This is a genomic window from Actinokineospora diospyrosa (genome assembly GCF_024171925.1).
Lineage (GTDB): Bacteria > Actinomycetota > Actinomycetes > Mycobacteriales > Pseudonocardiaceae > Actinokineospora > Actinokineospora diospyrosa.
The window spans coordinates 476558-501995 of record NZ_JAMTCO010000005.1; the positions used below are offsets into that span (position 1 = coordinate 476558).

At 71.3% G+C, this 25438-nt stretch carries 21 protein-coding genes; 7 read left to right on the forward strand and 14 right to left on the reverse strand.

Going from position 1 to position 25438, the window contains the following annotated elements; translation table 11 throughout:
• Positions 1-233 precede the first annotated feature (233 nt).
• Positions 234-2054 carry a S1 family peptidase gene (locus LV75_RS11700; protein ID WP_253886840.1) on the reverse strand — a complete coding sequence of 607 codons (1821 nt, stop codon included), beginning with the start codon at positions 2052-2054 and terminating at the stop codon, positions 234-236.
• Between the two features lie 223 nt (positions 2055-2277).
• On the opposite strand from LV75_RS11700, the gene LV75_RS11705 reads away from it, so the two are divergent.
• Positions 2278-4932 (forward strand): hypothetical protein, encoded by a 2655-nt coding sequence (locus LV75_RS11705; protein WP_253886841.1) that lies wholly within the window; start codon positions 2278-2280, stop codon positions 4930-4932.
• Positions 4933-5015: 83 nt separating this feature from the next.
• Positions 5016-5204 carry a hypothetical protein gene (locus tag LV75_RS11710; RefSeq protein WP_253886842.1) on the forward strand — a complete coding sequence of 63 codons (189 nt, stop codon included), beginning with the start codon at positions 5016-5018 and terminating at the stop codon, positions 5202-5204.
• A gap of 4 nt (positions 5205-5208) precedes the next feature.
• Here LV75_RS11710 and LV75_RS11715 read toward each other — a convergent pair whose 3' ends face one another.
• From LV75_RS11715 to LV75_RS11745, 7 genes are all read right to left on the reverse strand, one after another.
• Positions 5209-5964, reverse strand: a complete 756-nt coding sequence (locus LV75_RS11715; RefSeq protein WP_253886843.1) for a hypothetical protein — start codon at positions 5962-5964, stop codon at positions 5209-5211.
• Positions 5951-7453, reverse strand: coding sequence for a vWA domain-containing protein (locus LV75_RS11720; RefSeq protein WP_253886844.1), 1503 nt, complete (start codon positions 7451-7453; stop codon positions 5951-5953). Before LV75_RS11720 ends, LV75_RS11715 begins: the two co-directional genes overlap by 14 nt.
• A complete protein-coding gene (locus LV75_RS11725) occupies positions 7450-8694 on the reverse strand; it encodes a hypothetical protein (protein WP_253886845.1) in 1245 nt (414 codons plus the stop codon). Before LV75_RS11725 ends, LV75_RS11720 begins: the two co-directional genes overlap by 4 nt.
• A gap of 126 nt (positions 8695-8820) precedes the next feature.
• Positions 8821-9519, reverse strand: a complete 699-nt coding sequence (locus tag LV75_RS11730; RefSeq protein WP_253886846.1) for a DedA family protein — start codon at positions 9517-9519, stop codon at positions 8821-8823.
• Between the two features lie 807 nt (positions 9520-10326).
• Positions 10327-11328: a lipoyl synthase gene (gene lipA, locus LV75_RS11735; RefSeq protein WP_253886847.1), complete on the reverse strand. Its 1002-nt coding sequence runs from the start codon at positions 11326-11328 to the stop codon at positions 10327-10329.
• A gap of 17 nt (positions 11329-11345) precedes the next feature.
• Positions 11346-12275 carry an oxidoreductase gene (locus LV75_RS11740; protein ID WP_253886848.1) on the reverse strand — a complete coding sequence of 310 codons (930 nt, stop codon included), beginning with the start codon at positions 12273-12275 and terminating at the stop codon, positions 11346-11348.
• Positions 12276-12334: 59 nt separating this feature from the next.
• Entirely contained in the window at positions 12335-12835 is a 501-nt protein-coding gene (locus tag LV75_RS11745; protein WP_253886849.1) for a hypothetical protein, read from the reverse strand.
• A gap of 132 nt (positions 12836-12967) precedes the next feature.
• Here LV75_RS11745 and LV75_RS11750 point away from each other — a divergent pair, with 132 nt between their 5' ends.
• From LV75_RS11750 to LV75_RS11765, 4 genes are all read left to right on the forward strand, one after another.
• Positions 12968-13579 (forward strand): TetR/AcrR family transcriptional regulator, encoded by a 612-nt coding sequence (locus tag LV75_RS11750; protein WP_253886905.1) that lies wholly within the window; start codon positions 12968-12970, stop codon positions 13577-13579.
• Positions 13580-14676: 1097 nt separating this feature from the next.
• Complete coding sequence (locus LV75_RS11755) at positions 14677-15702, forward strand: hypothetical protein (RefSeq protein ID WP_253886850.1); 1026 nt, start codon at positions 14677-14679, stop codon at positions 15700-15702.
• A gap of 47 nt (positions 15703-15749) precedes the next feature.
• A complete protein-coding gene (locus LV75_RS11760; RefSeq protein ID WP_253886851.1) occupies positions 15750-16772 on the forward strand; it encodes a hypothetical protein in 1023 nt (340 codons plus the stop codon).
• Positions 16773-16889: 117 nt separating this feature from the next.
• Entirely contained in the window at positions 16890-17054 is a 165-nt protein-coding gene (locus LV75_RS11765) for a hypothetical protein (protein WP_253886852.1), read from the forward strand.
• Positions 17055-17659: 605 nt separating this feature from the next.
• Here LV75_RS11765 and lipB read toward each other — a convergent pair.
• From lipB to lpdA, 5 genes are all read right to left on the reverse strand, one after another.
• Complete coding sequence (gene lipB / locus LV75_RS11770) at positions 17660-18397, reverse strand: lipoyl(octanoyl) transferase LipB (RefSeq protein WP_253886853.1); 738 nt, start codon at positions 18395-18397, stop codon at positions 17660-17662.
• On the reverse strand, positions 18394-19002 hold the full coding sequence (locus LV75_RS11775) for a phosphatase PAP2 family protein (RefSeq protein ID WP_253886854.1): 609 nt from the start codon (positions 19000-19002) through the stop codon (positions 18394-18396). The genes lipB and LV75_RS11775 overlap by 4 nt, the downstream gene beginning before the upstream one ends.
• Complete coding sequence (locus tag LV75_RS11780) at positions 18999-19874, reverse strand: TIGR01777 family oxidoreductase (RefSeq protein ID WP_253886855.1); 876 nt, start codon at positions 19872-19874, stop codon at positions 18999-19001. Before LV75_RS11780 ends, LV75_RS11775 begins: the two co-directional genes overlap by 4 nt.
• A gap of 107 nt (positions 19875-19981) precedes the next feature.
• Positions 19982-21736, reverse strand: coding sequence for a 2-oxoglutarate dehydrogenase, E2 component, dihydrolipoamide succinyltransferase (gene sucB, locus LV75_RS11785; RefSeq protein ID WP_253886856.1), 1755 nt, complete (start codon positions 21734-21736; stop codon positions 19982-19984).
• A gap of 66 nt (positions 21737-21802) precedes the next feature.
• Positions 21803-23173 (reverse strand): dihydrolipoyl dehydrogenase, encoded by a 1371-nt coding sequence (lpdA, locus tag LV75_RS11790; RefSeq protein ID WP_253886857.1) that lies wholly within the window; start codon positions 23171-23173, stop codon positions 21803-21805.
• 201 nt (positions 23174-23374) lie between these two features.
• Between lpdA and LV75_RS11795 the strand changes: the two genes are divergently transcribed.
• Positions 23375-23710: an oxidoreductase gene (locus LV75_RS11795; RefSeq protein WP_253886858.1), complete on the forward strand. Its 336-nt coding sequence runs from the start codon at positions 23375-23377 to the stop codon at positions 23708-23710.
• A gap of 93 nt (positions 23711-23803) precedes the next feature.
• Here the strand turns inward: LV75_RS11795 and LV75_RS11800 are convergent, their stop codons facing one another.
• Entirely contained in the window at positions 23804-25300 is a 1497-nt protein-coding gene (locus tag LV75_RS11800) for a leucyl aminopeptidase (protein ID WP_253886859.1), read from the reverse strand.
• Positions 25301-25438: the final 138 nt, after the last annotated feature.

Below are 25438 nucleotides of genomic sequence, written 5' to 3' on the forward strand. Positions count from 1 at the left end.
GTCTTCGCTTGCCGCACTTGGAGAGCTGGGTCATAAGCGATTTGGTTTAGCGGAATACGCGGAGCCTTCGCGGCAAACGTTGGTCGGCCCACCGATCGAGAGTCGGCTTGTTGCTGTGTCAAGCATGTAACAGCGTAGAGTGACATGGGTGAACGACGAACTGCGTGTGAGCCGTTCGTCGTTCACCCATGGTTCTGTGTCCTCGTAGGATGACGAAAGTCCGCCGGGGTGGGTTAGGGGTAGTTGTAGCCGAGGGTGTAGGTGCCGCTGCCGGTTACGGATTTGACTTGGTAGCGGTAGTAGCCCGCGGTGCCGTTGTAGGTGAGGGTTTCACTGGCGGCTGCGGTAGTGGCTTGAGCGACCGTGGGCCAGGTGGAGCCGTTCCATTTTTGGAGGTATAGGTCGTAGTTGGCGGAGGTGGGGCCGGTCAGGCAGGCCTTGTGGGCGCCGGACGCGGTGGTTTGGAAGAAGGAGCCGTCGGGTTGGTATTGGGAGGCGCCGGGGGTCAGGGTGCCGGTTTTGGTGACCTTCATGCCCTGGCACGGGGTCTGTCCACCTGAGACGGTCAGGGTGTAGGTGGCCGGGGTCGTTGTCGCGCCGGTGGCGGAGGCGGTGATGGTGTAGGTGCCGGGGGCGGTTGTGGTGCCCACGCTGAGGGTCAGGGTGCTCGGTTGGCCCGCGGTCACGGCGCTCGGGCTGAACACGGCGGAGGTGCCGACGGGGGCGCCGGTGGCGCTCAGGGTGAGGGTGGGGTTGCCGCTGATCGTGGGGGTTTGCAGGGTGGCGGTGGCGGTGCTGCCCGGTGCGACGGTGCCCGAGGAGGGCGTCAGCGCGAGGACCGGGGTGCCGGGAATACCGCTGGTGTTGTCGATGTCGTTGCGGATCTCGTTGTACACCAGGGTGATGCGGGTTCCCCAGTTCGGGCAGCCGCCCAGGTGGTGCAGGGCGATCACCTTGTGGGAGGAGCCCGCGAGGACCGGGGAGCCCGAGTTCCCGCCCGAGGAATCGCAGCGGTAACCGGTGTTGACCCCCGAGGAGACCACGTCGATCTTGCAGGTGGCGCCGCCGTCGGACTCTTCGAAGAGGGACATGCGCTTGGGGAGGATGTCGCCGTGGCCCGCGATGTAGATGCGCTCGTTGGCGGTCGGCTCGCGCACGTCCAGGTACAGCGTGCCGTACTGGCGGATGCTCTCGAAGTTGCTGACGCTGAACAGGGTGTAGTCCAGGTTCTGCAGCGAGCTGGTGCGGATGAGGTCCTGCCCGCTGACCTTGGTGCCGGTCCGCGGGTTGTTGCCACCGCAGGTCGCGCACTGGAAGTCGAACTGGAACTCGCTGGAGCGCAGTTCGGCGGCGTCGGCGACGCAGTGCGCGTTGGTCAGCATCCGGTTGGTGTTGCCGACCCGCCACGCCGTGCACGAGCCGAGGCCGTTGACCAGCTGCCGCGCCACCGCGTGCGAGCGCGCGTACTCGGTGGGGTGGCTGTTCTGGTAGCAGACCACGTCCTTGCGTGCGTCGTTGCCGCACACGCTGAACGGCCGCGGGTTGTTCGCCGCGAACTCAGCGGTCGCGAACCCGCGGTCGTAGCGGGTCACCCGGGTGCCGTAGCCCTGCCGGGTCAGCTGCGCGCCGTGGCGGGCACCGGTGGCGTGCAGCGTGACCACCGCGGTGTCGCCGTCGACCGACATCGCCGCGAAGCCCGGCCCGCCGTGCTCGGTGAACGGCGACCCCTTGCTCCGGTCGGCGTAATAGGTGTAGACCTCGCGGCCGTCGGGGGACGCGACGGTCACGTAGTCACCGGCCACGAGTTTCAGCGGCGCGAAATGCACCTTCACATAAGTCGCGCCCGGCGCCTTGACCTCCGTGCGCCAGGAATTACCAGTATTGCCATACCGGATCGCGGTGTTCGCCGACTCGCTCGCCCCGGTCCGGGTGACCGGCGAGGGCGCGGCCACCGGTGCCGCGACCGGTTCGCCCAGCTCAGCGGCCAGAATGGGCGGCGCGGGACCAACCACGGCCGCGACCAGCGCGGCGGCTGGGATAAGACGTCGAAGCATTCTCGCTCCCGGGTGCAGGGTGTCAATTCCTAGAAAAGACTGCACCTGCGCCAACACGTCTGGGGTCATCTCAGATCCCCATAACAGAATTCACGCGCGATTGCGCGGTGGTCCTCGGCGTGGGAATCGGACGTCCCCGGCCGAACGGGGTAACGCGTACCGGACGCCGTACGAGACTCAAGGCGAGCCGACTCGGCACCGATGTCTCGGAGGTGCGCACGCCGTGGACAGGTCACACCGCAGGACAGCGGGCACCGCGCTCGACCAGGTGCTGCTCGGCCTGCGCGATACCGCCCCGGTGACCGCTGACGTGCTGTTGACCGAGCCGGGCGCGGCCATCCGCGCTGCCGCGGGCTGGACCGAGGACACCCCCGACGTCGCCCTCCTGCGGCTGCGGACCGCCCTCGACGCGCTCGAGCCGCTGGCCGCGGCCGCCCTGCGCGCGGCTTGGGGGCTGGATTCCGACAAGGAGACGACCCTGCAGGCGCGGCGCCTCGCTTTCACCGGCGGCCACCCCGATCTCGACGAGGCCGACTGCTCGCATCTTGAGGAGCAGGCGAGCCAAGAACTCGCCCTGCGGTTGATGGGCGGGCACTACTCCGCGGCTCCCGAACGGCTGCGCCGTCCGAGCGTGCCGGGTGGCTTCCTGGTCCGGGAGCACCGGGTGACCACGGTCTACGTCGACGGCAGGCTGGAAGGGCGTAGGCACCTGGTTGGGGGGTTCGCGGTCGACGCCAGCGCGCACTTCACCTACCGCGCTGCCGATGGCGCTCGACTGGCCAGAGTGGAGGACGCCACCGTCGTCGAGACCAGGCTGGTCGGCGGCGGCACGGAGTTCGTGCTGCGCCCCGGTCTCCACCCGCCGGGACCCGGCCGCCGCCCACCGGTCGAGTTCACGTTCGTCGAGGCGCTGCCGAAACCGGTGCGGTTGCGGCGGTCCCGGCGGATGACCGACCGCTTCGACGTCCAACTCCCGGTGCTGCGGTTGACCCACCGCCTGGAGTTCCTCGGCGAGCCGCCGCGCGCCGTGCGGGTCGACGGCGCCAAGCGCGTGCTCTCCGAGCACACCGGCGCGTCGTTCGACTGGCGCGAGTCGGCGCAGGTCGAGCGGGTGGGCGTCGCGGGGACCTCGATCAGCACCACCTCGGTGTGGGGCCCGGTGCGCTGGCCCAGCCTGGCGCTGGCCGTGTTCTTCGCCCTCCCCGCCGTCCCCGACCTGCCGCTGCTGCTCGGCGATCTCGGTGACCTCGGGCTGGGGGTGTGGACCGGCGTCCAGGCCGTCTCGTTCTGCCTGGCGCTCGGCGCGCTGTTCGCCTACTTCCGCCGTCGCCACCAGCTGCGGTTCAAGTCCGGGCACGGCATCTTGACCCTGCGCCAGGTGCCGCCCTCGGCGATCGCTCCGCTGCAGGAGGCCGCGATCGACACGAAGCTGTGCTCGGCGGCGCAGGCGCTGATCTTCGCCCAGGGCGTCGTGCAGAGCAGGCAGCTGCGCCAGCGGTTGGTCGAGACCTACGAGCTCGACCAGCGCACCGTGCGGCAACGGGTATCGATCGACGTCGAGGTGCCGCGCAAGCTGCTGCCGCGCGAGGCGAACGGGCGCAAGCGCTTGACGTCGGTCTACTTCCCGGTGCTCATCCCGCGCAAGTCGAAGTTCCAGGACGACTTCAGCGTCTACGGCGCCGATGGCGAGGCGCTGCACGTGCTGCCCTACCGGCAATACCTCCAACTCGCGGCGACCGTGTTGCGGCAACTGCTCATGAGCGCCACGGGTGTCACCACGCCGCAGGCGTTGCCCGAGGCCGCGGTCGAGGCGGAACGCGCGGCGCTCACCCTCATGGTCGCCCGCCGCTCCGCCGACGGGTTCGCCCCGGACATGGCCAAAGTGGACAACTGGGAGAGTCGGGTCCGCTTGCCCGCCAACGCCTCGCCCGCCCAGCAGAACGCGTTGCGGCTGGCGGTCGACTTCGTGCGGATGCTCACCTTCAACTACGCCATCGTCGTCCCGCTGCCGATCGACTGCCACGGCCGGGCGCTGGTGAAGTTCCAGCAGACCCTCGTCCCCGAGCTGAACCTGTCCTCGCGCAGGCAGCGGTTGGCACTGCTGCTCGGCGCCCGCCCCATCGACCTCACCTTCAGCATCGTCATGGCCAGCACCTGCCAGTCCTACCACCTGCGGGTCACCGGGACCGACGACCTCTACCTGGGCGACCAGAACCTCGTCGACAGCGCCGCCACCCTGCACGGCCAGGCCAAGCACGAGTACGTGCCGCCGCACGTGCGGTTCCGCAGGCGGCTGGGGCAGCCGCACGCGCACGTCTACACCCGGTTCTTCCCCGAGCCCGCCGAGGTCGTCACCGGCCCCCGCCAGCGCCGCTTCGAGCGGCCGAGCGTGCGGTTGAAGTTCTTCGAGACACCACCGGGTTCGCTGTTCCGGGCCGTGGTGTCGGCGCTGGCCTGCCTGGCGCTGGTCTGGATCGTCGGCGTGGTCAGCTCGCGGACCCCCGACGCGGACACCGACGCGCCCGCGTTCCTGCTGGTCTTCCCGGCGGTGGTCGGCGCCTGGCTCGGCTTCGACGCGGCCGGGCGGCGGCTGCTCGAAGGCACCCTCGCCGCCCGGATCAGCCTCAGCTGCACCGTCCTGATCTCCATCGTGAGCACCGGGTTGTTCCTGGGGCACAAGGGGTTGGACGACGTCATCAGCTGGCACCGGCTGCCGGTCTCGGTGCTCTGGGTCAACGACTGGTCGTGGCTGGTCGCGGTGCTGTTGTCGGGGGCCAACGCCTTCGTCACCGCCGTGATCTACCTGCGCCGCACGGCCTTCTACTCCTACCTGGCGACCCGCGCCCAGGGGGAGGGCGAGGTGCTCGCCAATGGTTGAGACCCGAGTACGCCGACACGACAGCGTCAACGAGACAGAGCCGATGAAGCGAGACGGTTGCCGACTGGACAGGGGACAGGGCGATGGACTGGACGCGTGACCCGAACGGCGGGCAGGCCGAGCTCGCCCAGCCGCTGCCCGCCGCCGAGCCGGTGGGGTACCTGGTGCGCAACGACTTCGACTGGCCGGTGTGGGTTTGCGGGTCGTTGAGCCTCGACGACGTGTTCGACATCGCCAGCGGGATGTACTTGGAAGGCGACAAGCGGCCCTAGGGCGTCACTGGAAGATGGCGATGGGGCGGATCACCAGTTCCCCGGTCCCCGCCTTCCACGACTGGACCTTGCCCAGGCACCGCGCCTGGAACGGGCCGTCCGGGATCTCGTCGTCGCGCAAGCCGTCCTGGTGGCACTCGATGCGGACCTGCGGGCCCTCCTCGGGGTCGTCCGGGTCGCCGAAAGGGGCCAGCAACACCGTTCGGGAGCCGGACTGCTCGCTCACCCGGAACGACCCGCGCACCGAGACGTAGTCGTCGATCGCGCGCAGCCGCAGGGTTGCCGCGTCGCCGTTCACGCGGGTCAGCGCGGCGTTGCGGACGATCGTGCGCTTGCGCAGGTCGACGTGCACCACGCCGTCGGCGGCGCCCAGCACGTCGAGCAGGACGCCGATCACCGCGATCGGCTCCGCTGTGGTGATGTAGCGGCTGACCACCTCCCGCCCGCTGGTGCGGCCACCGTCCACACCGACGTCGCGGACCTTCAGGGCGATCTTGTGGTCGCGGTTCGTGCCAACGCGTTCCTCGACCTCCCTGCGCATCGCGTCGCCGTAGCCGCCGGAGAGGTAGAGGTCCATCACCGACTTCTCGTGCAGGTAGAACGTCAGCCCCGGGACCTCGCGCACCGGGGCGAAGCGCCGCCGCGACCGCCACGCCCACGCCAGCGCCCCCACCGCCACCACGATCGCCACCGCCGTGGCCGCCCACACCAGCGCCCACGGCCACCACACCGACCACCACAGAGCCCTATCGACAGCCACGGATCTCCCTCACCGCCGCCTCCAGCGCCGCCTCGGTGGCCTCGACCACCCGCCCGCCGGTCGACCGGGCGACCTCGCCCAACTCCACCGGATCCGCCTCGCCCAACGCGATCGCGTACGTCGGCACCGGCCGCGCCCCCGCCCCCAGGAACTGCGCCGCGCTGATGCCCGCGTTGTTCTCCCCGTCGGTCATCAGCACCACCGACGCGTCGCCGCGCACCGACCGGTAGCCCTGCTCCAGTGCCGACCAGATCGCCGTCCCCGTCCCGTCGGCCGGTGCGGCGACCACCCCGGCTAAGGAGTCCACATCGGACTGTCCAGCGACCGTGACCTCGTGCTGCTGCAACACCGTCCCGGCGAAGCGCAGCACGGTGATCGTCTCCCCGACGTGGAACCGGGCGAACCCCCCGGTCCCGGTCCCGCTCAACGCCGCGAACGCCGCGCGCAGCCGGTCCACCCGCGGACCGGCCATCGACGCGGAGAAGTCCAGCACGAACACCACCTGGTGCGCGCCGCCCGAGGTCAACCTCCGGTACGCGGTCAGCAGCGCGTCCAGAACCTCTTGCCGGTCCGGGAAGTACAGCGCGTTGCCGATCGGCGCCCGCAACCGCTGCGGCCGCTCCACGCCGGGGTCGGCAGCCCGCCGCGCCGTGTGGTCCATGATCCAGCGCTGCGCCCGCTCACCCTGCAACCACGCGGTGGCCCGCTGGTAGCCCTCGCGCCGCGCCGGGTCGAGCAGGATCAGCGGGAAGCGCGACAGCATCATCCCGTCCCGCGGGTAGATGATCTCCAGTGGCTCGCGCAGCCGCCCGCTCGCGTTGAGCGCCAACAGGGTCGACTCGTGCTCGACCACCGCGTCCACTTCGGACTGGCGGGCGGTGAACTGGGTGAGCAGCTCCGCGCTCGTGCGCGGCCGCAACACCTGCCCGGCCAGGAACCCGCCCAGCGCGACGCAGCTGACCTGCTCGGCGGTCAGCGCCGCACCGGTGCCCGCCGCCGCGGTCGCCACCCCGACCAGCGCCGCCAGCCCGGAGCCCGACCCGCTCGGATCGGTCATCCCGAACCGCAGTTCACCCGCGGCCGCGCGGTCGGCCACATCGGCCCACGACGGCTCGCCCCCGCCCGCCACCGCGCGCAACCGCGCCGCCGCCGCCGGGCGCGCCCCGACCACCAGCGGCGAGGCCATCACCGTGGTCGAGGTCGGCAGCGCGTTGCCCCGGCCCGCGGCCTTCTCCCGCAGGTGCAGGAACCGGTCGGTCACCGGCCAGGCCAGGTCGTGCCGGTACTTCCCCGAAGCCAGTTCGGTCTCCGGGTCGTCGACGTACTCCAGCGCCAACTCGACCCCGGTCTCCCGGCGCAGGTCCGCCAGCAGCGGCTCCAGGTCCGCCAGCTCCCGGTCGGCCAGCACGGTCAGCCGGATCTCCTCCTGCCGGCCCGCCACGCAGCCCGCGAGCACCGCCAGCAGGACCAGCAGCGCCGCGGCCCTCACCGGCACTCGCCGACTTCGGTGATCATCTTCTCCAGCAGCGGCAGCGACGGCAGGAACGTCTCGGTGTCGCCCACCCCGGAACTGGGCACCGGCAGCCCGCGCGCGGTGAGGAACTCGGCGAACTGGCCGGTGGTCAGCGTGTCGTCCGCCTCGAACACCCGGAACCCCAGCTCCAGCGCCCGCCTGCGCAGGGCGGGGTCGTTCTGGATGAGCTCGCCGAGCCGCTCGCCGTTGGGCGTCAGCGCCAGGAACTCCGGCACCGTCTGCAGCTGCGCGGCGGGGTAGAGCAGCACCCTGCGCTCGTCGAGCTTGCCGGTCTGCTCCAGCGTGCGCAGCTGGTGGGCGAGGAACTGGTGCTCGTAGATCACCGCGATCGGCGCGAGGCCCTGCCCGTCCGGGGCGAGGTAGCTGCGGGACATGTCGTCGCCGGGCAGCCCCTGCGCGGTCAGCAGCGGCTTGATCTTCTTGGCCAGGGCGAGCGCGTCGGCCTCGGTCTGCGGGATCACGTTGTTGTTGGCCACGAACGCGACCAGGCCCAGGTAGGTGGCCGAGGAGTTCGACGAGCACAGGTCCGAGGTCTGCGCGAGCACCCGGTTGCTGTTGTTGAGCTTGAGCCGCGGGGTGGCCAGGTCGTTCCAGGTCTTGCCGTCCTCGACCAGCCCGATGAACCGCTCCATCGGCATGTCGAAGTACAGGTGCGGGTCGCCGACCGGCTGGGGCGCGGCCACCGCGGTCGGGGTGCCACCGCGGTCCGCGGGGTCCTCCCGGGGCGTGGTCAGCACGCCCGCGTACTCGCGGTAGGTGGCCAGCACGATGGGGGAGAAGAACGGCTTGTAGACCTTCGCGGGCCGGTGCCCCGACTGCGCCAGCCGCTGCTTGATCAGCAGGGCCGCGGGCTGCCCCGAGGGGAACACGAAGTCGTAGGCGTCGATCGAGTTGACCGCGATGTCGCGCGAGCCCGCCCGGTCCAGCGACACCTGGATGCCGTGCGCCATCAGGATCCGGCGCACCTCGGCGTCGGCGAAGAACTCCGACTTCGACGCCAGCCTGCCGCTGACCACGACCACCTCGCGCAGCGGCAGCGCCATGACCCCGCCCGCGAACAGCGCGATCGCGCCGACCACCGCGACCAGCGCGGACGGCAGGAACACGCCGAGAAAGCGTTTGCGCCGGAAGATCGACCGCGGCGGCTCGACCACGGTGAACTCCGGCTCGACCACACCCCCCGGGTTGATGGTCACCGACCCCCTCCGCCCGCAGGCAACCTTCCCACCCGGGTAATCGCTCGAACACCACCGGCGATTACGCCCGCGGCGGCCGATCTTCGAACGAGATCGGCCGCCGCGGGCGTGTCCTGGAGTGGGGGATCAGACCCGCTCGAGCTCCGGGTCGTCGTCCGGGCGGCGCTCGACGGTCTTGGTCGGCACGACCAGCGTCAGCGCCTCGGCCGCCTTCTTGGCCTTCTTCCGCTTGCTGAGCACGACCTTGACCACCACGACGAGCACGACCGCGCCGAGCAGGATCGCCGCGCCGCCGCTGAGGTAGGACTCCAGCCGGTGCGCCGCCTCACCGAGGGCCGCGCCGATGCTGATGTGGACCGCCGACCAGCACGCCGCGCCCGCGACCACGGCGGGCAGGAACTTGCGGTACGGCAGGTTCGAGGTGCCCGCGGCCGCCGGGGTCAGCGTCCGCACCACCGGCATGAACCGGGCGAAGAACACCGCCCACGCGCCGCGGCGGCGCAGGATGTCGGTGGCCTTGTCCCAACCGTCCACCCCGTACTTCTGGATCAACTTGGTGTCGCGCAGCTTCACCCCGTACTTGCGGCCGATGAAGTAGCCGATGGAGTCACCGATCCCGGCGCACACCGTCACCACGGCCCACAGGATCAGGAACCGCGGCACGCTGTTGACCGTGGTGGCCGCGATCAGCAGGCCACCCTCACCGGGGGCGATGAACCCGAGGCCGATGGTGCACTCGGCGAGCACGAGGCCGCCGGTCGCGGCAACCAGGGCGGGCTGCGGCAGCGCCTGCAGCCACTCCAGGACGTCGGTCAGCAAGGCCACGGGTCGGGTTCCCTCCACCAGCGGGCACCAGGCTCTCCGGTGCCGATCCTCCCGCGCGGCGGCCCCCACCGGCCGCGCTCGGGACATGGGACGCACCGCACCGGCGCTGGGTTGCCACCGGGGGGTGCTCGTCCGCACTCAGTCTTTCGTCCGGGGGGAGCGTGACATAACCGGGATGGCCCGGAGATCGGTCTGGGTGTCGAGGTGCGGGTCATACCTGGGGTGGACTGGGGGTCGGCCTCGTCGCCTGGCGGCGAGCTCGGCTGCCCGGGCGGACGGCCTCGTTGCCTAGCGGCAAGCTCGGCGTCCGATCCGCGGCAATGCGACGAGCTCGATGGGGCGAACTTGTTTTGCGTGGGGCCCCTACGACACCCGTGGCAGGACCGCAAAGCAGGGGCCGAAAAGACTGGCCCTGCCGCGAACGACGCTACGGGTGTCGTCCCCCCACGCAAAACAAGTCCGCCCCATCGAGCCGGCTTGGCACCAGCGAGTCCGACTGTCCAGGTGCTGGGTTGGCAGGGCCGACGAGAGCGGGCTGGGCTGACACCGGCCGTTCCGAGTGTCCACGGGCTGGCCAGGTGGGTTGGGGCGGACCTGACGGGGGGCGAGATGGCACCGTCGGGTCCGAGTGTCCAGGCGCTGAGCGGGTGGGTTGGGCGGACCGGCGGAAGCCGGGCTGGCGTCGCTGGGTTCGAGTGTCCAGGGGCCGGTTTGTGCCCAGGCCTGGTCTTGACGGCAGCTGGGGTGGCGCCGGTGTGGTCCGAAGGGGCAGTGGCCGGCTTGGACGGTCGGTGTGGAGGGGGGTGGTCAGCGCTTGAGGAGGGCGCTGATCTCCTGGCTCGACTCGCCTGCTTCGGCGAGGTGGCGCAGGTTCTCCGGGACCTGCTGGCCCCGGTGCTCCACGGCCTGGGTGAACAGGCGGCCTGCTCGGTAGGAGGATCGCACCAGGGGACCGGCCATGACACCGGCGAAGCCGAGGGATTCGGCGGTCTCCTTGTGCGCGAGGAACTCCTCGGGCTTGACCCAGCGGTCGACCGGGTGGTGGCGGACGCTGGGGCGCAGGTACTGGGTGATGGTGATGATGTCGCAGCCCGCTTCGTGCAGGTCGGACAGTGCTTCGGTGACCTCGTCGGGGGTCTCGCCCATGCCGAGGATCAGGTTCGACTTGGTCACCAGGCCGTAGTCGCGGGCGGCGGTGATGACCGAGAGTGAGCGGTCGTAGCGGAACGCCGGGCGGATCCGCTTGAAGATGCGGGGCACCGTCTCCAGGTTGTGCGCGAGCACCTGCGGGCGCGAGCCGAACACCTCGGCCAGCTGGTCGGGCTCGGCGTTGAAGTCGGGGATGAGCAGTTCCACACCGGTGCCCGGGTTGAGCGCGTGGATCTGGCGGACCGTCTCGGCGTAGAGCCAGGCGCCGCCGTCGGCCAGGTCGTCGCGGGCCACGCCGGTGATCGTGGAGTAGCGCAGGCCCATCGCCTGGACCGACTCGGCCACTCGGCGCGGTTCGTCGCGGTCGAGGTCGGCTGGCTTGCCGGTGTCGATCTGGCAGAAGTCGCAGCGGCGGGTGCACTGCTCGCCGCCGATCAGGAAGGTGGCCTCGCGGTCTTCCCAGCACTCGTAGATGTTGGGACAGCCCGCTTCCTCGCACACCGTGTGCAGGCCCTCGCGCTTGACCAGACCCTTGAGCTCGCGGTACTCCGGGCCCATCTTGGCCCGGGTCTTGATCCACGAGGGCTTCTTCTCGATCGGTGTCTGGCTGTTGCGCACTTCCAGGCGCAGCATCTTCCGACCCTCAGGCGCGACTGTCACACGGCCAGGTTACGCCTCTAGGCCGGATCCGGGGAAACGCCGGTCAACTCAGCCGTGCGCACCCACAATGTCCGGCCAACCGCAGGGTCGAGGGCCAATGATCGCGGTCGGGCCGGACCCACCGCCCCGTACATCTCGCCCGGCCCGGTGGGCCCGTAGTACCGGCCGCCCTCGACGTCGGCGGCGGTCGCGGCGTAGACCTGCGGGAGCACGGCCCGGTCCAGCGGCGCGGTGACCAGCCGGGTGCCAGCCCGCACGACGGCTGCCACACCGCGCCCAAGCGGGCCGGTGAGCCGCGAGCGCGCCGTGTTGCCCGCGAGCTCGGTGTTCGCCAGCCCCGGGTGCGCGGCGACGCTGACCAGGTCGAGTCCGGCCGCCTGGGCCCTGCGGTGCAGTTCGACGGCGAAGACCAGGTTCGCCAGCTTGGACTGGGCGTAAGCGGCACCGGCCCGGTAGCGGCGGCGCTCGAAGTTCAGGTCCGTGATGTCGAACCCGCCGTTGCGGTGCGCCACGCTCGACACGGTCACCACCCGGGCCCCCGGGGTCGCCCGCAGCGCGGGCATGACCAGCCAGGTCAGCGCGGCGTGCCCGAGGTGGTTGGTGCCGATCTGCGACTCGAACCCGTCGGCGGTCAGCGCGTGCGGCGGCACCATCACCCCGGCGTTGTTGACCAGCACGTCCAGCCGGTCACCGGTGCGCTCGCGCACCTGCTCGGCCGCGGCCCGCACCGATCCCAGGTCGGCCAGGTCCAGCTCCAGCAGTTCGGCCGCGCCGGTCACCGACCGCAGGGCCACCCGCCCGCGCTCGACCGAGCGGCAGGCCATCAGCACGTGCGCGCCGTGCTCGCTGAGCAGCTGCGCCGTGCGCAGGCCCAGCCCCGAGTTCGCCCCGGTGACCAGCGCGGTCTTCCCGGCCAGATCGGGGATGTCGGCAGCCGACCAGCTCATGGCGTCCCCCTCCTTCGCGTGTACTACCCGAGGGTAGGCACGGGGCACTGAGGAACCGCTCAGGCGCTCGCGGCGAACCGGCGCGCCAGGTGTCGCAGGGGCCGCCGCGGCGGGGTGGTGCTCAGCAGGGCGGTGAAGGCGGCGCCGACCCGGGTGATCTCCGCCCGCGCGTCGGCGGGTTCGGCCAGGCCCGCGGCCAGCGCCAGCATCCGCTGCTCGCTCTCCAGGCCGGGCCGCAGCACCTCAGGACTCGCGGCGGCGTGGGCGTCGAGGACCGCGCGCAGCAGCGCGTGCTCGGTGGCGGTGTCCAACCACGCCCGGGTGACCGCGTCGACCAGGTCGACCCCGGCATCACGCTCGGCGTCGGCCATCGCGAGCCCCACCCGCCCGGTCAACTTGAGCGTCCACCGGTAGTGCAGCGCGAGCAGCACCTGCCCCGGGCTGTCGAACAACTCGGCGACCTCCCCGGTGAACGGAACCGCGCCGCCGGGGTCGTGCCTCAGGTGCTCGAGCACCCCGTCGAGCGCGGCCCGCCTGCGGTGGTAGTCCGACCAGCTCATCCACAACCTCCCCCGGACCTTGCGCGCATACCACGGGTCTGCGGCATACCGTCGGTATGACCCCAACGTACCACGGGTACGTACCGCCGGTATGTCCCGCGGCGGGCATCTAGGGTTGTGAGCGTGCCGACACTGCGTCCCCGCCGGGAGGACTACAGCGAGTCGACCAGGCAGGCCCTGGTCGACTCCGCCGTGGCGCTGTTCACCAAACAGGGCTACGCCGCTACGTCACTCGACGCCATCGCCAAGCGCGCCCGGGTGACCAAAGGCGCGCTGTACCACCACTTCAGCGGCAAACAAGCGGTCTTCGAAGCCGCCTTCAGCGCAGTGGAAAAGGCCGTCCTGGCCCGCCTCGGCGAGATCGTCACCGGCCCCGGCACCCCCTGGGACCGCGCGGTCAGCGGCCTGCAGGCCTACGTGCAGGTCTGCCTAGAGCCCTCGTACCAACGCATCGCCATCCACGAGGGCCCGGTCGTGATGGGCTGGGAACGCTGGCGCGAGGCCGAGGAGCACTTCAGCTTCGGCCTGGTCAAATCCGCCATCGAAGCCCTCATCGCCGCAGGCGAAATCGACGACCTCCCCCTGGAAGTAACCGCCCGCATCCTCTTCGGCGCCCTACAAACCGGCGCCGCAATCATCGCGGGCGCGGACAACCCCAAACAAGCCAGCACCGAGGTCTCCCGCACGATCATCCGAGTCCTAGAAGGAATGCGAGTACCCCCCACTCCCGACCCGCTCCGCTGAACACTCGGAACCACCGCACCAACCCAGCCTCCGTCTGGTGGGGCCTAGTCCAGCCCCTGGGCACTCGGAAGCCCCTGGTGCCATCACGCCCTCCATCAGGTCTGCCCCGCGCTTCTCGGACCCGGCGGTGCCAACCTGCGCCCCGTCAGGTCCGCCCCAACCCACCCGCTCAGCCCATGGACACTCGGACCCAACGGTGCCAGCCTGCGCCCCGTCAGGTCCGCCCCGACCCACCTTCCCAGCCCCGCGCAGTCGGAGTCGCTGGTGCCAAATGCTCGATGGGGCGGACTTGTTTTGCGTGGGGGGCAACACCCGTAGCGTTTCCGCGCGGCAGGGCCTGCTTTTGGGCCCCTGCTTTGCGGTTCTGCCACGGGTGTTGTAGGGGCCCCGCGCAAAACAAGTTCGCCCCATCGAGCTTTCCGCATTGTCGCGTTTCCCGCCGAATGCCGAAGACGAGGCGTCCACCGGAGCCGAAGGCGGAGGCCCGAATCTCTTGCGACGCATCCCCAGCCCGGGCATGCGTCAAGATCAACCTGATCGAAAGCCCCCAAATACACAGCCTACCGCGCAGCACCGACAAAACAGGAGCGGCGAACAGAGCCTGTGGACAACCGAACCCGTTGTGGACAACCCGACCCCACAACCAGCCCCGCAAGATCATCTGCCACAAGAGCCCCCGATATACAGCCTACCGACGGAGGCCGACAGAACAGGCGCAGCGAACAGCACCTGTGGGCAGTCAAAGCCCTTGTGGACAACCAACCACAGCAAACGGAAACCGCAGCAAGCGTGCCGCAGCAAACGCCACACCAAGTGCCCACCGCAGCGAGCACCCACCACAGGAAACCCACACCAAGCGCCACATCACAGCAAAGCCACACCAACCGCCCACCACAGTTAGCTCCGCAGCCAACGCCCCACCGCAGCCAACGCCACACCAGGCGCCAACCACAGTTAGCGCCGCAGCCAACGCCCTACCGCAGCCAACGCCTCACCGCAGCTGGTGCCGCAGTGAGTGCTCTCCCCTTCGCAACCATCCCCAGCTACAGTCTCCGCCGTTCGGGGGAATGCCCCCTCGTCTACCTGGGGGTAGTCCCGTGTCGCTAGAACCTGTCCTCACCCGCTCCGCCCTGTCCGACCCCACCACCGCCACCCTGCACGCCCTGCGCCGCGCCCTGGACTGGCGCAAAGTCCTCCCCCTCGTCAACGTCGTGCTCGCTGCGGTGGTCGCTTGGTACGGCAACCATGCGCTGGGTAGCACCGCTGTCACCGGTCTCCTCTTGGTACTGGGAGCGGTCAGCCTGGCCCAAGGCGTTTACGCGCTACGTGTGCGCCAAATCTCTCTGCGCAACGTAGGCATGCTCAGGGAACAGCCGTGGACCTCTGTGGACATCCAGGTCCTGCGCGGGACCACGGGTATCACCGATCTGCGCGTCGAGGGCGCCACGACCGCACTGCGGGTGTTCTCGCTCACCGCCGCTCACCGGGCCGTGTTGCGGCGCACCGGTCGGGCTTGGTTGGTCGGTCCGGATGCCGAGGGCGTCGCCGCGATCCGGGTGGAGGGGTCGCACGAGGCGTGGCCCGCCCGGGTGCTGTCGACCGTGCCCGCGCAGCGACCGGTGCCCGCCCCCGACAAGGTCGAGCCCACCGCCCGAGCCGCGGCGGTGCGGAGCAAGCGGATCACCATGGCCCTGGTCTTCCTGCCGGTTTTCCTGCTGTACGCCCTGTACACGGCGACCATGTTCGGCGGGTTCGAGCTGCTGCTGTTCCTCATCGGACTGACTCCCGCGCTGCTCGTCGGGCTGCTCCTGGTCGCGATCCGGCACCGGTTGGCCGATCGGCGGTTGCCCGCCCTGGTCCGCGCGGGCGGCTGGGTCCAGGTCGAGGCCACCGTCCACTCCCGAGCCCAGCGCGCGGACGCGACCGCCGAGGCGCACATCACGCTCCGCCGCGCCGACGGCAGCGCGGTGGCCGTCGTGTCGCGCAACGCCCCCGTCGACCTGCTCGGCGCGATCACCGACACCGGCGTGGTCTGGGTGGCAGGCACTGTCGAGACAGGACAGACGATCGCGCTGGGCTTCCCCGGGTACCCGCTGGTCGCTGCGGCCAAAGTCACAGGGTAGCGCGGGATAACGACGCGATCGCGCTCAGCGATCATGAGAGTGTGCCCGTGACCGCGCAGTGCCCCGTCGCCCCGCCCGAGTCGCTGCTGCCCGCGGCCGCCGACCCGACCACGACGATCCTGATGTGGGTGCAGCACCTGCGGCGCACCTACCTCGTGCACGGCACCAAGTTCATGTTCGCGGCGGCCGCCATCACGGCCATCACCGGTGCGATCAACGCCACTGCGGAGTTCAACTTCCGGTTTCTCGCGTTCCCGCTGTTCTACTGCGCCATCGCCGTCCTCCAGTTGTCGCCGCTGGGCCCCGGCCGGTGGGCTCTGAAGACCGACGCGCTCCAGGTCTTGCCGTGGCGACCGGCTCCCGCCCGCGTGCTGCGCGGCCGCCGCGCGACGGCCGCGCTCGAGGTGGTCGTCGACGGCGAGCCGGTGGTGTTGGACGCCCGGATCGACCCGGCCCACCTGGCGATGGTCACCGACACGGTGTGGCTGGTGCCCGTCGAGGGCCCGGCGTTCCTGCTGCGCGTGCCCGGGTCGCGGGAACTGTTCCCCGCCAGGCGTGGCAAGCCGGTCGAGGCGACCGCGGTCGCCCCGGTCGAGGTCACCGAGCGCTGGGCACTCTCCCTGCGCGGAACGCTCCTCTCGGTGGCGGGGCAGTTCGGCTGGGGCGCGGGTTTGGCCGCAGTGCTCGGGGCGGTGCTGCTCGGTCCGGTCGCCGCCGCCCTGACGCTGCTGTCGGTCGTGGTGATCGCCGTCCCCGTCTTGGCGCTGACCCTGCGCCACCGGCTTTCCGACTTCCGCCTCCCCGGTCTGGTCCGCACCGCCGACTGGGTCCGCGCCGAGGCCCAGCTGTCCCCCTGGCGATCCCGCCGCGACGGCACCGCCAGCGCCACCGCGACCCTGACGCTCCCGGACGGCACCATCCGCACCGCCACGATGCCCGCCGCCACCGTCGACCTCCTCGGCGCCGTCTTCGACAGCTCAACCCTGTGGATCGGCGGCACCACCGGCCGCGTCGCCGTCGGCTTCCCGGGCTACCCCCACGTCGCTGTCGCCGACCTGACGAGCCCGTGAGCGCGGGCAGGCGGTTCCTGCTGATCCTGGTCGGGGTCGGCTACGCCCTCGGCACCCTCATGCTCACCATCGCCGACCCGGCGCGCGGGCTCGTCACGGGCGCGGCTCTGCGGTGCAGTGGACGGCTCGGTGTGGCACGCCGACATGGCCGCCGCGCCGCGCGCCCTGGTGGAGCAGTTGGCCGCGACCGGCGGGATCTGGGTAGCGGGGGCGGGAACCCAAGTGGCCGTCGGCTACCCGGACCGCTCGCTGATCGCAGTGGCCCGACTCAGCTCTCGCTGACCACAGTCCCGGCGGCCCTATGGGAACCGACGGCAGCTCCGCCCTTCCCGCCACCGACCGCTCCGCCCTCCCGCTGGACGCTCCACCCCCGCCGCCCAACGGCGACGGCCTCGCGCGCGGCCCAGCCCCCACCCTCTCCGGGGGGCGGCCCCGGTGCCAGTCTACCGGTTCTGACCTGCGGAGAAAGAGGTTCCGGAAAGTTGTGGACAGGCCGGGGGGTTGTGGATAACTCTGGATGGTCGGCGCCGTTCCGGGCAGGTGGGTGTCCCGGGGAGGGGTGAGCCGCTCCGGGGAGGTAAGCGTCCCGTGGAAAGGGAGGGGTCGGCGCCGTTAGGGGAGGTGGGGGTCCCCGGAGGTGGGGTGACGCTGTTCCGGGTAGGTAGGCCAGCCCCACGGAAAGAGGGTCTGATGCCACTCCGAGGACGTGAGGTGTCCTGGAGGGTGGGTCGGTGCTGTTCCGGGGAGGTGGGGCACCCCGGGGGAAGGCGGGTCGATGCCCGCGCCAGTGAAGTAGGCGGCACGCGGGGGCGTGGAGCCATCGCACAGGGCGCGGGCGACCGCGGGGCTGTGGTCCGACAGGCCAATGGGGCAGCCTGCGAAAGGGGTCAGGTCTGGGCGGCCAGCGCGAAGGTGACGCCGGGGCTGGTGGGTTCGGTTCGGCGGACCCAGTGCTCGCTGACCGGCAGGATGCCGTCGAGGGCCTCGGGGATCGCGACCGCCGCCAGGGCCAGTACCTCGGCGACGGTCACCGTCCGGCCCAGTTCTTCCGACAGCGAGGTCACGCCCGCGTCGCGGATGCCGCACGGGACGATGGTGTCGAAGGCGGACAGGTCGGCGTCGCAGTTGATCTGGAAGCCGTGCAGGGTGACGCTGCGTTGGACGCGGATGCCGATGGCGCCGATCTTGCGCTCCGGGCGGCCGTCGCCTGCGGGCAGCCAGACGCCGCTGCGGCCCTCGACGCGGCCGGTGGGCAGGCCGAGGCGGGCGCACACCGCGATGAGGCCCTCCTCCAGGCGGCGCACGTAGTCGACCACGTCGACCGGGTCGGACAGCTTGATGATCGGGTAGCCGACCAGTTGGCCGGGGCCGTGCCAGGTGATCTTGCCGCCGCGGTCGACGTCGATGACCGCGGTGCCGTCGGTGGGGCGTTCCTCCGGGGTGGTGCGCTTGCCCGCGGTGAACACCGACGGGTGTTCCAGCAGCAGCAGCGTGTCCTCGCCGGTGCCCTCCGCGCGCGCGTCCACCAGGTCGCGCTGCGTGGCCCAGGCCTCGTGGTAGTCGATCGTGCCGACTTCGCGCACCGCCACCGGGTGGGTGTCGGCGCGGCAGGAGAAGGTGCTCACCCCCCGAGCGTACGCGCGGGCAGCAGCCGCAGCGCGACCCCGGCCAGCAGCCCGACGGCCACCACGCCCACCGTCGCGCCCACCACGTCGGTCAGCCAGTGCACGTCGAGCAGCACCCGGCACAGCGCGGCGACCACGACCGCCACCGCGGACACGGCGACCACCAGCCGCAGCCGGTGGGCCGCCAGCCACGCGCACAGCACGACCGCGGTGAACGCCACCGACGCCACCGACACCACGTGCCCGCTGGGGAAGCTGAAGTCCGGGTAGTCGCGCGGGCGTGCCCGGTCGAACACCGGCTTCACCAGCGACACCGCCCGGCACACCGCCAGCAGCAGCACGCACCGCAGCAGCAGCCCCATCAGCCGGGGTCTGCCCCGGTTCACCAGGGCCGCCACGACCAACCCGAGTGCCGCCACCGCAGGCAGTACCGGGCCGAGCACCAGGCTGCCCGCGTACGCGACCCGGCCCGCCGTGCCCTGCCAGTCGCCGCCGAGGGTGTCGGCGACCGCCACGTCCACCCCGGGCGCCGCACCGGAGACCAGCTTGCCCAGCACCAGGAACAGACCCAGCAGCAGCACGCCGAGGGTGGCGAGCCGCCTCACCGCGCCTCCGTGGCCGCCAGCGCCCGCTCGATGGTGTCGTACTGGAACCGGAACCCGTTGTCCCGCAACACCTTCGGCGCGACCAGTTGGCTGCGCAGGATCTCGTCGGCGAACTCCCCGGTCGCCAGGCGCAGCGCGGCGCGGGGCACCGGCAGGAAAGCGGCGCGGGACTTGGTCTTGGCGAAGGCGCGGGTGAACTCGGCGTTGGTGACCGGCGCGGGCCCGACCAGGTTCACCGGGCCGGAGATGTCGTTGTGCAGCACGAAGGCCAGCGCGGCCACCTCGTCGTCCAGGTGGATCCACGGCATGTACTGGGTGCCGTCGCCGAGCCGACCGCCGAGGCCGAGGAAGAACAGCGGCCGCAACCGACCCAGCAGCCCGCCGCGCCGCGACAGCACCTGCGCCGAGCGCGCCAGCACCACCCGCGCCCCGGCCGCAGCCGCCGTCGCGGCCTCCCAGCGCAGGCACAGCTCGGCCAGGAAACCCGAGCCGACCGGGGTCGCCTCGTCGGCGGGACCGGCGGTGTCGCCGTAGTAGCCGACCGCGGAACCGTTGACCAGCACCGGGATCGAGTGCTCGGCGACCGCGGCGGCCAGCACCTCGGTCGGCTCGACCCGCGAGTCGAGCAGCACCTGCTTGCGGGCGTGGCTCCACCGCCGGTCGCCGATCCCGGCGCCGCACAGGTTCACCACGGCGTCCACCCCGGACAGCGCGCCCTCGGCGATGACCCCGGCTGGCGGGTCCCAGGTGCGCTCGTCGGGGGCCTGCGCCGGGCGCCGCACCAACCGCAGCACCTCGTCGCCCTCGGCGCGCAACCTGGCCACGAGGGCGGATCCGATGAGGCCGGAGGACCCGGCGACGAGTACGCGCATGCCCTGATCGTCCCAACCATCCCGCTCGCCCGCACGCTCGGGTGATCATCGCCGGGACGGCGCGACGGCCGCCTCCCCGGGGAGACGGCCGTCGCGGTGTTCAGCTACTAGAGCCCGAGGTCGCCCTCGAACGCGCCCTCTTCCAGGCGGTTCTTCACCGCGGTGAGGAACCGGCCCGCGTCGGCGCCGTCGACCAGGCGGTGGTCGTAGGTCAGCGCCAGGTAGACCATCGAGCGGATCGCGATCGTGTCGTCGCCGACCGAGTCGGTCACCACGACCGGCCGCTTCACGACCAGGCCGACCCCCAGGATCGCCACCTGCGGCAGCTGGATGATCGGGGTGTCGAACAGCGCGCCCTGGCTGCCCAGGTTGGTCAGGTTGAACGTCGCCCCGAACAGCTCGTCCGGGGTGACCTTGTTCGCCCTGGTGCGCCCGGCGAGGTCGGCGATCTTGTGCGAGAGCCCGCTGATGCTCAGGTCACCCGCGTCGCGGATGGCCGGGGTGAGCAGGCCGCGCTCGGTGTCCACCGCGATGCCCAGGTGCTCGGCGCCGTGGTAGGTGACCTCGTTGGTCTCGTCGTTGATCGAGGCGTTGAGCTTCGGGTGCTGCTTGAGCGCCTCGACCGCGGCCTTGGCGAAGAACGGCAGGAACGTCAGCTTGACGCCCTCGCGCTGCTCGAACGCCGACTTGGACTTGGCCCGCAGCTTGGCGATGCGGGTCACGTCGACCTCGATCACCTGGGTCAGCTGGGCGGCGGTCTGCAGCGACTCGACCATCCGGCGCGACACGGTCTGGCGCAGGCGGGTCAGCTTCTGCGTGGTGCCGCGCAGCGACGCGTCCGCGCCGGGTGCCGGGGTCGGCGCCTTGGCGGCCGCAGCGGGCGCCGGGGCGCTCTGCTGGGGGGCGGGAGCGGGGGCCTTCTTGGCCTCCGCGGCGGCGAGCACGTCCTGCTTGCGGATGCGGCCACCGACACCGGTGCCGGTCAGCCCGGACAGCTCGATGCCGTGCTCCGCGGCCAGCTTGCGCACCAGCGGCGTCACGTAAGGCGAGCCGTTGGTCGACGAGTCCTGCTTCGGCGCTTCCTGGCGAGGAGCCTCCTGGCGCGGGGCCGGGGCCTGCTCCTGCTTCGGAGCCTCAGCCTGCGGAGCCTCCTGCTTGGGCGCCTCCGCCTTGGGGGCCTCCTGCTTCGGGGCCTCCGCCTTCGGGGGCTCGGGGGCCTGCTCCTGCGGTGCGGGCGCGCTGCCCGCCTCACCGATCACGGCGAGCTTGCCGCCGACCTCGACGGTGGCGTCCTCACCGGCGCTGATCTCCAGCAGGGTGCCCGCGACCGGCGACGGGATCTCGGTGTCGACCTTGTCGGTGGACACCTCCACCAGCGGCTCGTCGACCTCGACGGAGTCGCCGACCTGCTTGAGCCAGCGGGTGACGGTGCCCTCGGTGACGCTCTCGCCCAGCGCGGGCATGGTCACGTCGGTGCCCTTGCCGCTACCGCCGCGCGGCGCGTCGGCCGAGGGCTGCGGGCCGGGGGCCGCCGCTTCCTGCTGCTCGGGCTCCGGCTCGGGCGCCTGCTCCTCAGCGGCCCCCGAGTCCGCGGAACCCGAGTCGTCGGACCCCGAGTCCGCGGAGCCGTCGCCGATGACGGCCAGCTGCCCGCCGACCGCCACGGTCTCGTCCTCGGCGGCCACGATCTTCTGCAGCACACCCGCGACCGGCGAGGGGATCTCGGTGTCGACCTTGTCGGTGGACACCTCGACCAACGGCTCGTCGAGTTCGACGGTGTCGCCCTCCTGCTTGAGCCAGCGGGTGACGGTGCCCTCGGTGACGCTCTCACCGAGGGCGGGCATCTCAACGGAGAACGCCATGGTTGTTCAGACTCCTCGTGCTTGCTGCTCGGCTGACGGGTGGGTTGGGGCTGAGCCGTCCACGCCTCAGCCGTGCACGTGCAGGGGCTTGCCCGCGAGGGCGAGGAACGCCTCGCCGAGGGACTCGTTCTGGGTGGGGTGGGCGTGCACCAGCGGGGCGACGTCCTCGGGGGTGGCCTCCCAGCTGTAGATCAGCTGCGCCTCGCCGATGAGCTCGCCGACCCGCTCGCCGACCAGGGTGATCCCGACCACCGGGCCCTCGGGCGACTTGACCAGCTTCACCCCGCCGCTGGTCTTGAGGATCTGGCTCTTGCCGTTGCCCGACAGCGCGTACACCAGGGTCTCGGCCGAGCCGTACTTCTCCTTGGCCTGCGCCTCGGTCAGGCCGACGGAGGCGACCTCGGGCTTGCAGTAGGTGACCCGGGGGATGCCCGCCTCGTCGATCACCTTCGGGTTCTGGCCCGCGATGTCCTCGGCGATGAAGATGCCCTGCTGGAAGCCGCGGTGCGCCAGCTGCAGGCCGGGCACCAGGTCGCCGACGGCGTAGACGCCGGGCAGGTTGGTGCGCAGCCGCTCGTCGGTGAGCACGAAGCCGCGCTCGAGGTTGAGACCGGCCTCCTCGAAGCCGTGGCCCGCGCTGTTGGGGCCGCGGCCGACCGCGACCAGCAGCAGGTCGGCCTCCAGGCTCTCGCCGGACTCCAGGCTGACCGAGACACCGGACCCGTCCTGGGTGGCGCCGGTGAAGCGGACCCCGGTCTTGAACTTAATCCCGCGCTTGCGGAACGCGCGCTCCAGCTGCTTGGAGGCCCACTCGTCCTCGGCGGGCACCAGCCGGGGCAGCGCCTCGACGATGGTCACCTCGGCGCCGAAGGAGCGCCACACGCTGGCGAACTCCACGCCGATCACGCCGCCGCCGAGCACGACGACCTTCTGCGGCACGTAGTCCAGGTTCAGCGCCTGGTCGCTGGTGATGATCCGGCCGCCGATCTCCAGGCCGGGCAGCGAGCGCGCGTAGGAGCCGGTGGCGAGCACCACGTTCTTGCCGGTGTAGCGGGTGCCGTCGACCTCGACGGAGTTCGGGCCCACGAAGCGCCCGGTGCCCTCGACGACGGTCACCTTATTCGCTTTAAAGAGGCCCTGGAGTCCCTTGTACAGACCGGCGACGACACCGTCCTTGTAGGAATTGACGCCGTGGATGTCGATGCCCTCGAGGGAGGATTTCACCCCGAACTGATCGCCCTCGCGCGCGTTGTCAGCGACCTCGGCGGCGTGCAGCAGGGCCTTGGTCGGGATGCAACCCCGGTGCAGGCAGGTGCCTCCGACCTTGTCCTTCTCCACCAGGATGACCGAGAGTCCGAGCTCTGCGGCGCGGAACGCGCAGGCATAGCCACCGGACCCGCCACCCAGGATCACAAGGTCAGCGGAGGTGTCAGTCACGGGATCTCCTCGACGAGCGACAGCGACAGATTTGCCGGTGCGTGGCGCGGTCGCGGACCCCACCAGCCACCACAAGACATCTTGTCACTACGCGAGGCGCGCCTGCGAGGTGGCCGGGGTGTGCGGGCCCCCTGTTCGGGTTACCCACCGGTACCCCGATCGGGGTCGGGGACAATGGGGGTAGCGGACCGGATACCGGAGGTGGCACAGGTGGGTCTGTTCGACTCGCTTCGCAGGAAGCAGAAGCCGGGTGTACTGCGCTCGGCGAGCAAGCAGGACACCACTCACCTGGACGAGTGGGCTGGTAGCAGGCACGGAGTGGAGGCCTATGTCGAGCCGAGGACGAACGTGACGGACACGACTGTGGTCCTCGTCGCCCACGACGGCGAGTGGACCCGGCGGCGCATCGCCGACTTCGACGCGGCGATGGAGTTCGGCAAGAAGCGCGGCATCCCCGTCTACGAGGTCGCCCGGGTCGGTTACCCGAAGCGGATGCGCGACTACATGGCGCGGCAGAAGCGCGAAGGCAAAGGCTGAGGGTGGGGTGCGCGCACCCCACCCCCGAGTGGTCCTCACCCCGCTGGGGCCGGTCGTGACCGACCCGAGCGGGTTCGCCTCCGCGCCGGTCGATCAGCCGTTCTCGGCGATGTCGGCCAGCACCGCGGCCAGGGTGCGCACCGGCACGCCCGTGCCGCCCTTGTGCGTGTAGCCGTAGGGGCCGCCCGTGTTGTACGACGGGCCCGCGATGTCGATGTGCGCCCACGGCAGGCCCTCGGGCACGAACTCGCCGAGGAAGATCGCCGCGGCCAGCATGCCGCCCCAGCGGTGCCCGGTGACGTTGGCCAGGTCGGCCAGCCGCGAGTCCAGGTCCGCGCGCAGCTCCTCCGGCAGCGGCATCGCCCAGCCGCCCTCGCCGGTCGCCCTGGCGATCTCGGCCACCCGGTCGCGGAACTCGTCGGAGCCCATCACGCCCGCGGTGCGGTTGCCCAGCGAGATCGGCTGCGCCCCGGTCAGCGTGGAGGTCTCGATCAGGTAGTCCGGGGCGTCCTCGACCGCGCGCACGATGGCGTCGGCCAGGATCAGGCGGCCCTCGGCGTCGGTGTTGAGCACCTCGACGGTCTTGCCGCCGTACATGGTCAGCACGTCGCCGGGGCGGTAGGCGTCACCGGAGGGCATGTTCTCGGCCATCGGCACGGTCGCGGTGATGTGCAGCGGGTACTTGAGCTTCGCCGCCAGCACGACGGTGGCGATGACCGCCGCCGCGCCGCCCATGTCGGAGCTCATGACCTCCATGTTGGGCGCGGGCTTGATCGAGATGCCGCCGGTGTCGAAGGTGATGCCCTTGCCGATCAGGGCGACCTTCTTGCGCGCCTTCGGGCCCTTGTAGGTGATCCGCACCAGCCGCGGCTGGCGGGTCGAGCCGCCGCCGACGCCCAGGATGCCGCCGAAGGCGCCCTTGCGCAGCGCCTTCTCGTCGAGCACCTCGACCTCGAGGCCGTTCTCCTTGGCCAGCGCGGCCGCGCGCTCGGCGAACGAGGCCGGGTACAGGTCGTTGGGCGGGGTGTTGACCAGGTCGCGGGTCGCGGTGACGGCCTCGGCGATCGCGGTGGCCGCCTTCAGCGTCGCGCGGTGCTCCTTGGTGGTGCCCTCGGTCGGCGCGGCGAAGTCCACCTTGGCCAGTTCGCTACCCGCCGACTCGGACTTGTAGGTGGCGAAGGAGTAGGCGCCGAGCACGGTGCCCTCGACGGCCGCCTGCAGGTCCACAGTGGACAGCGTGTTCACCAGGTGCTTGCTCGAGGTGAGCGCGCGGGCGGCTGCGCCGGAAGCCCGGCGCACCTGCTCGGCGGTGATCTCGCCGTCGGCGCCGGTCTTGCCCAGGCCCGCGGCGACGACCAAGCGCGCCTTGAGCTTGCCCAGCGTCGGGACCTTGACGACCTCGTCCAGCTTGCCGGTCGCGCCGAGCGCGCCGAGCACCTCGGCCAGGGTGCCCCCGAACGCCGCGTCCACCGCGTCGGCGCCCGCCGCCAGCGCGGCACCGGAGCCGTTCTGGACGATGCCGACCACGATGGCGTCGACGGGGGCCTCGGATACCGGTGTGGTGGCCAGGGCCAACTTGGGGGCGGTCACAGGTGTACTCCTCGGATGTCGCTCGGGTGACCCGGCCGCCGGAGTCCTCGTGGGACCGGCGCGGACCTGGTCTGGGGGCCCTGATGGCCAGGTAATGACGCATGCTAACGAGTTGGTCGCGGCTTTCAACCAGAGGTC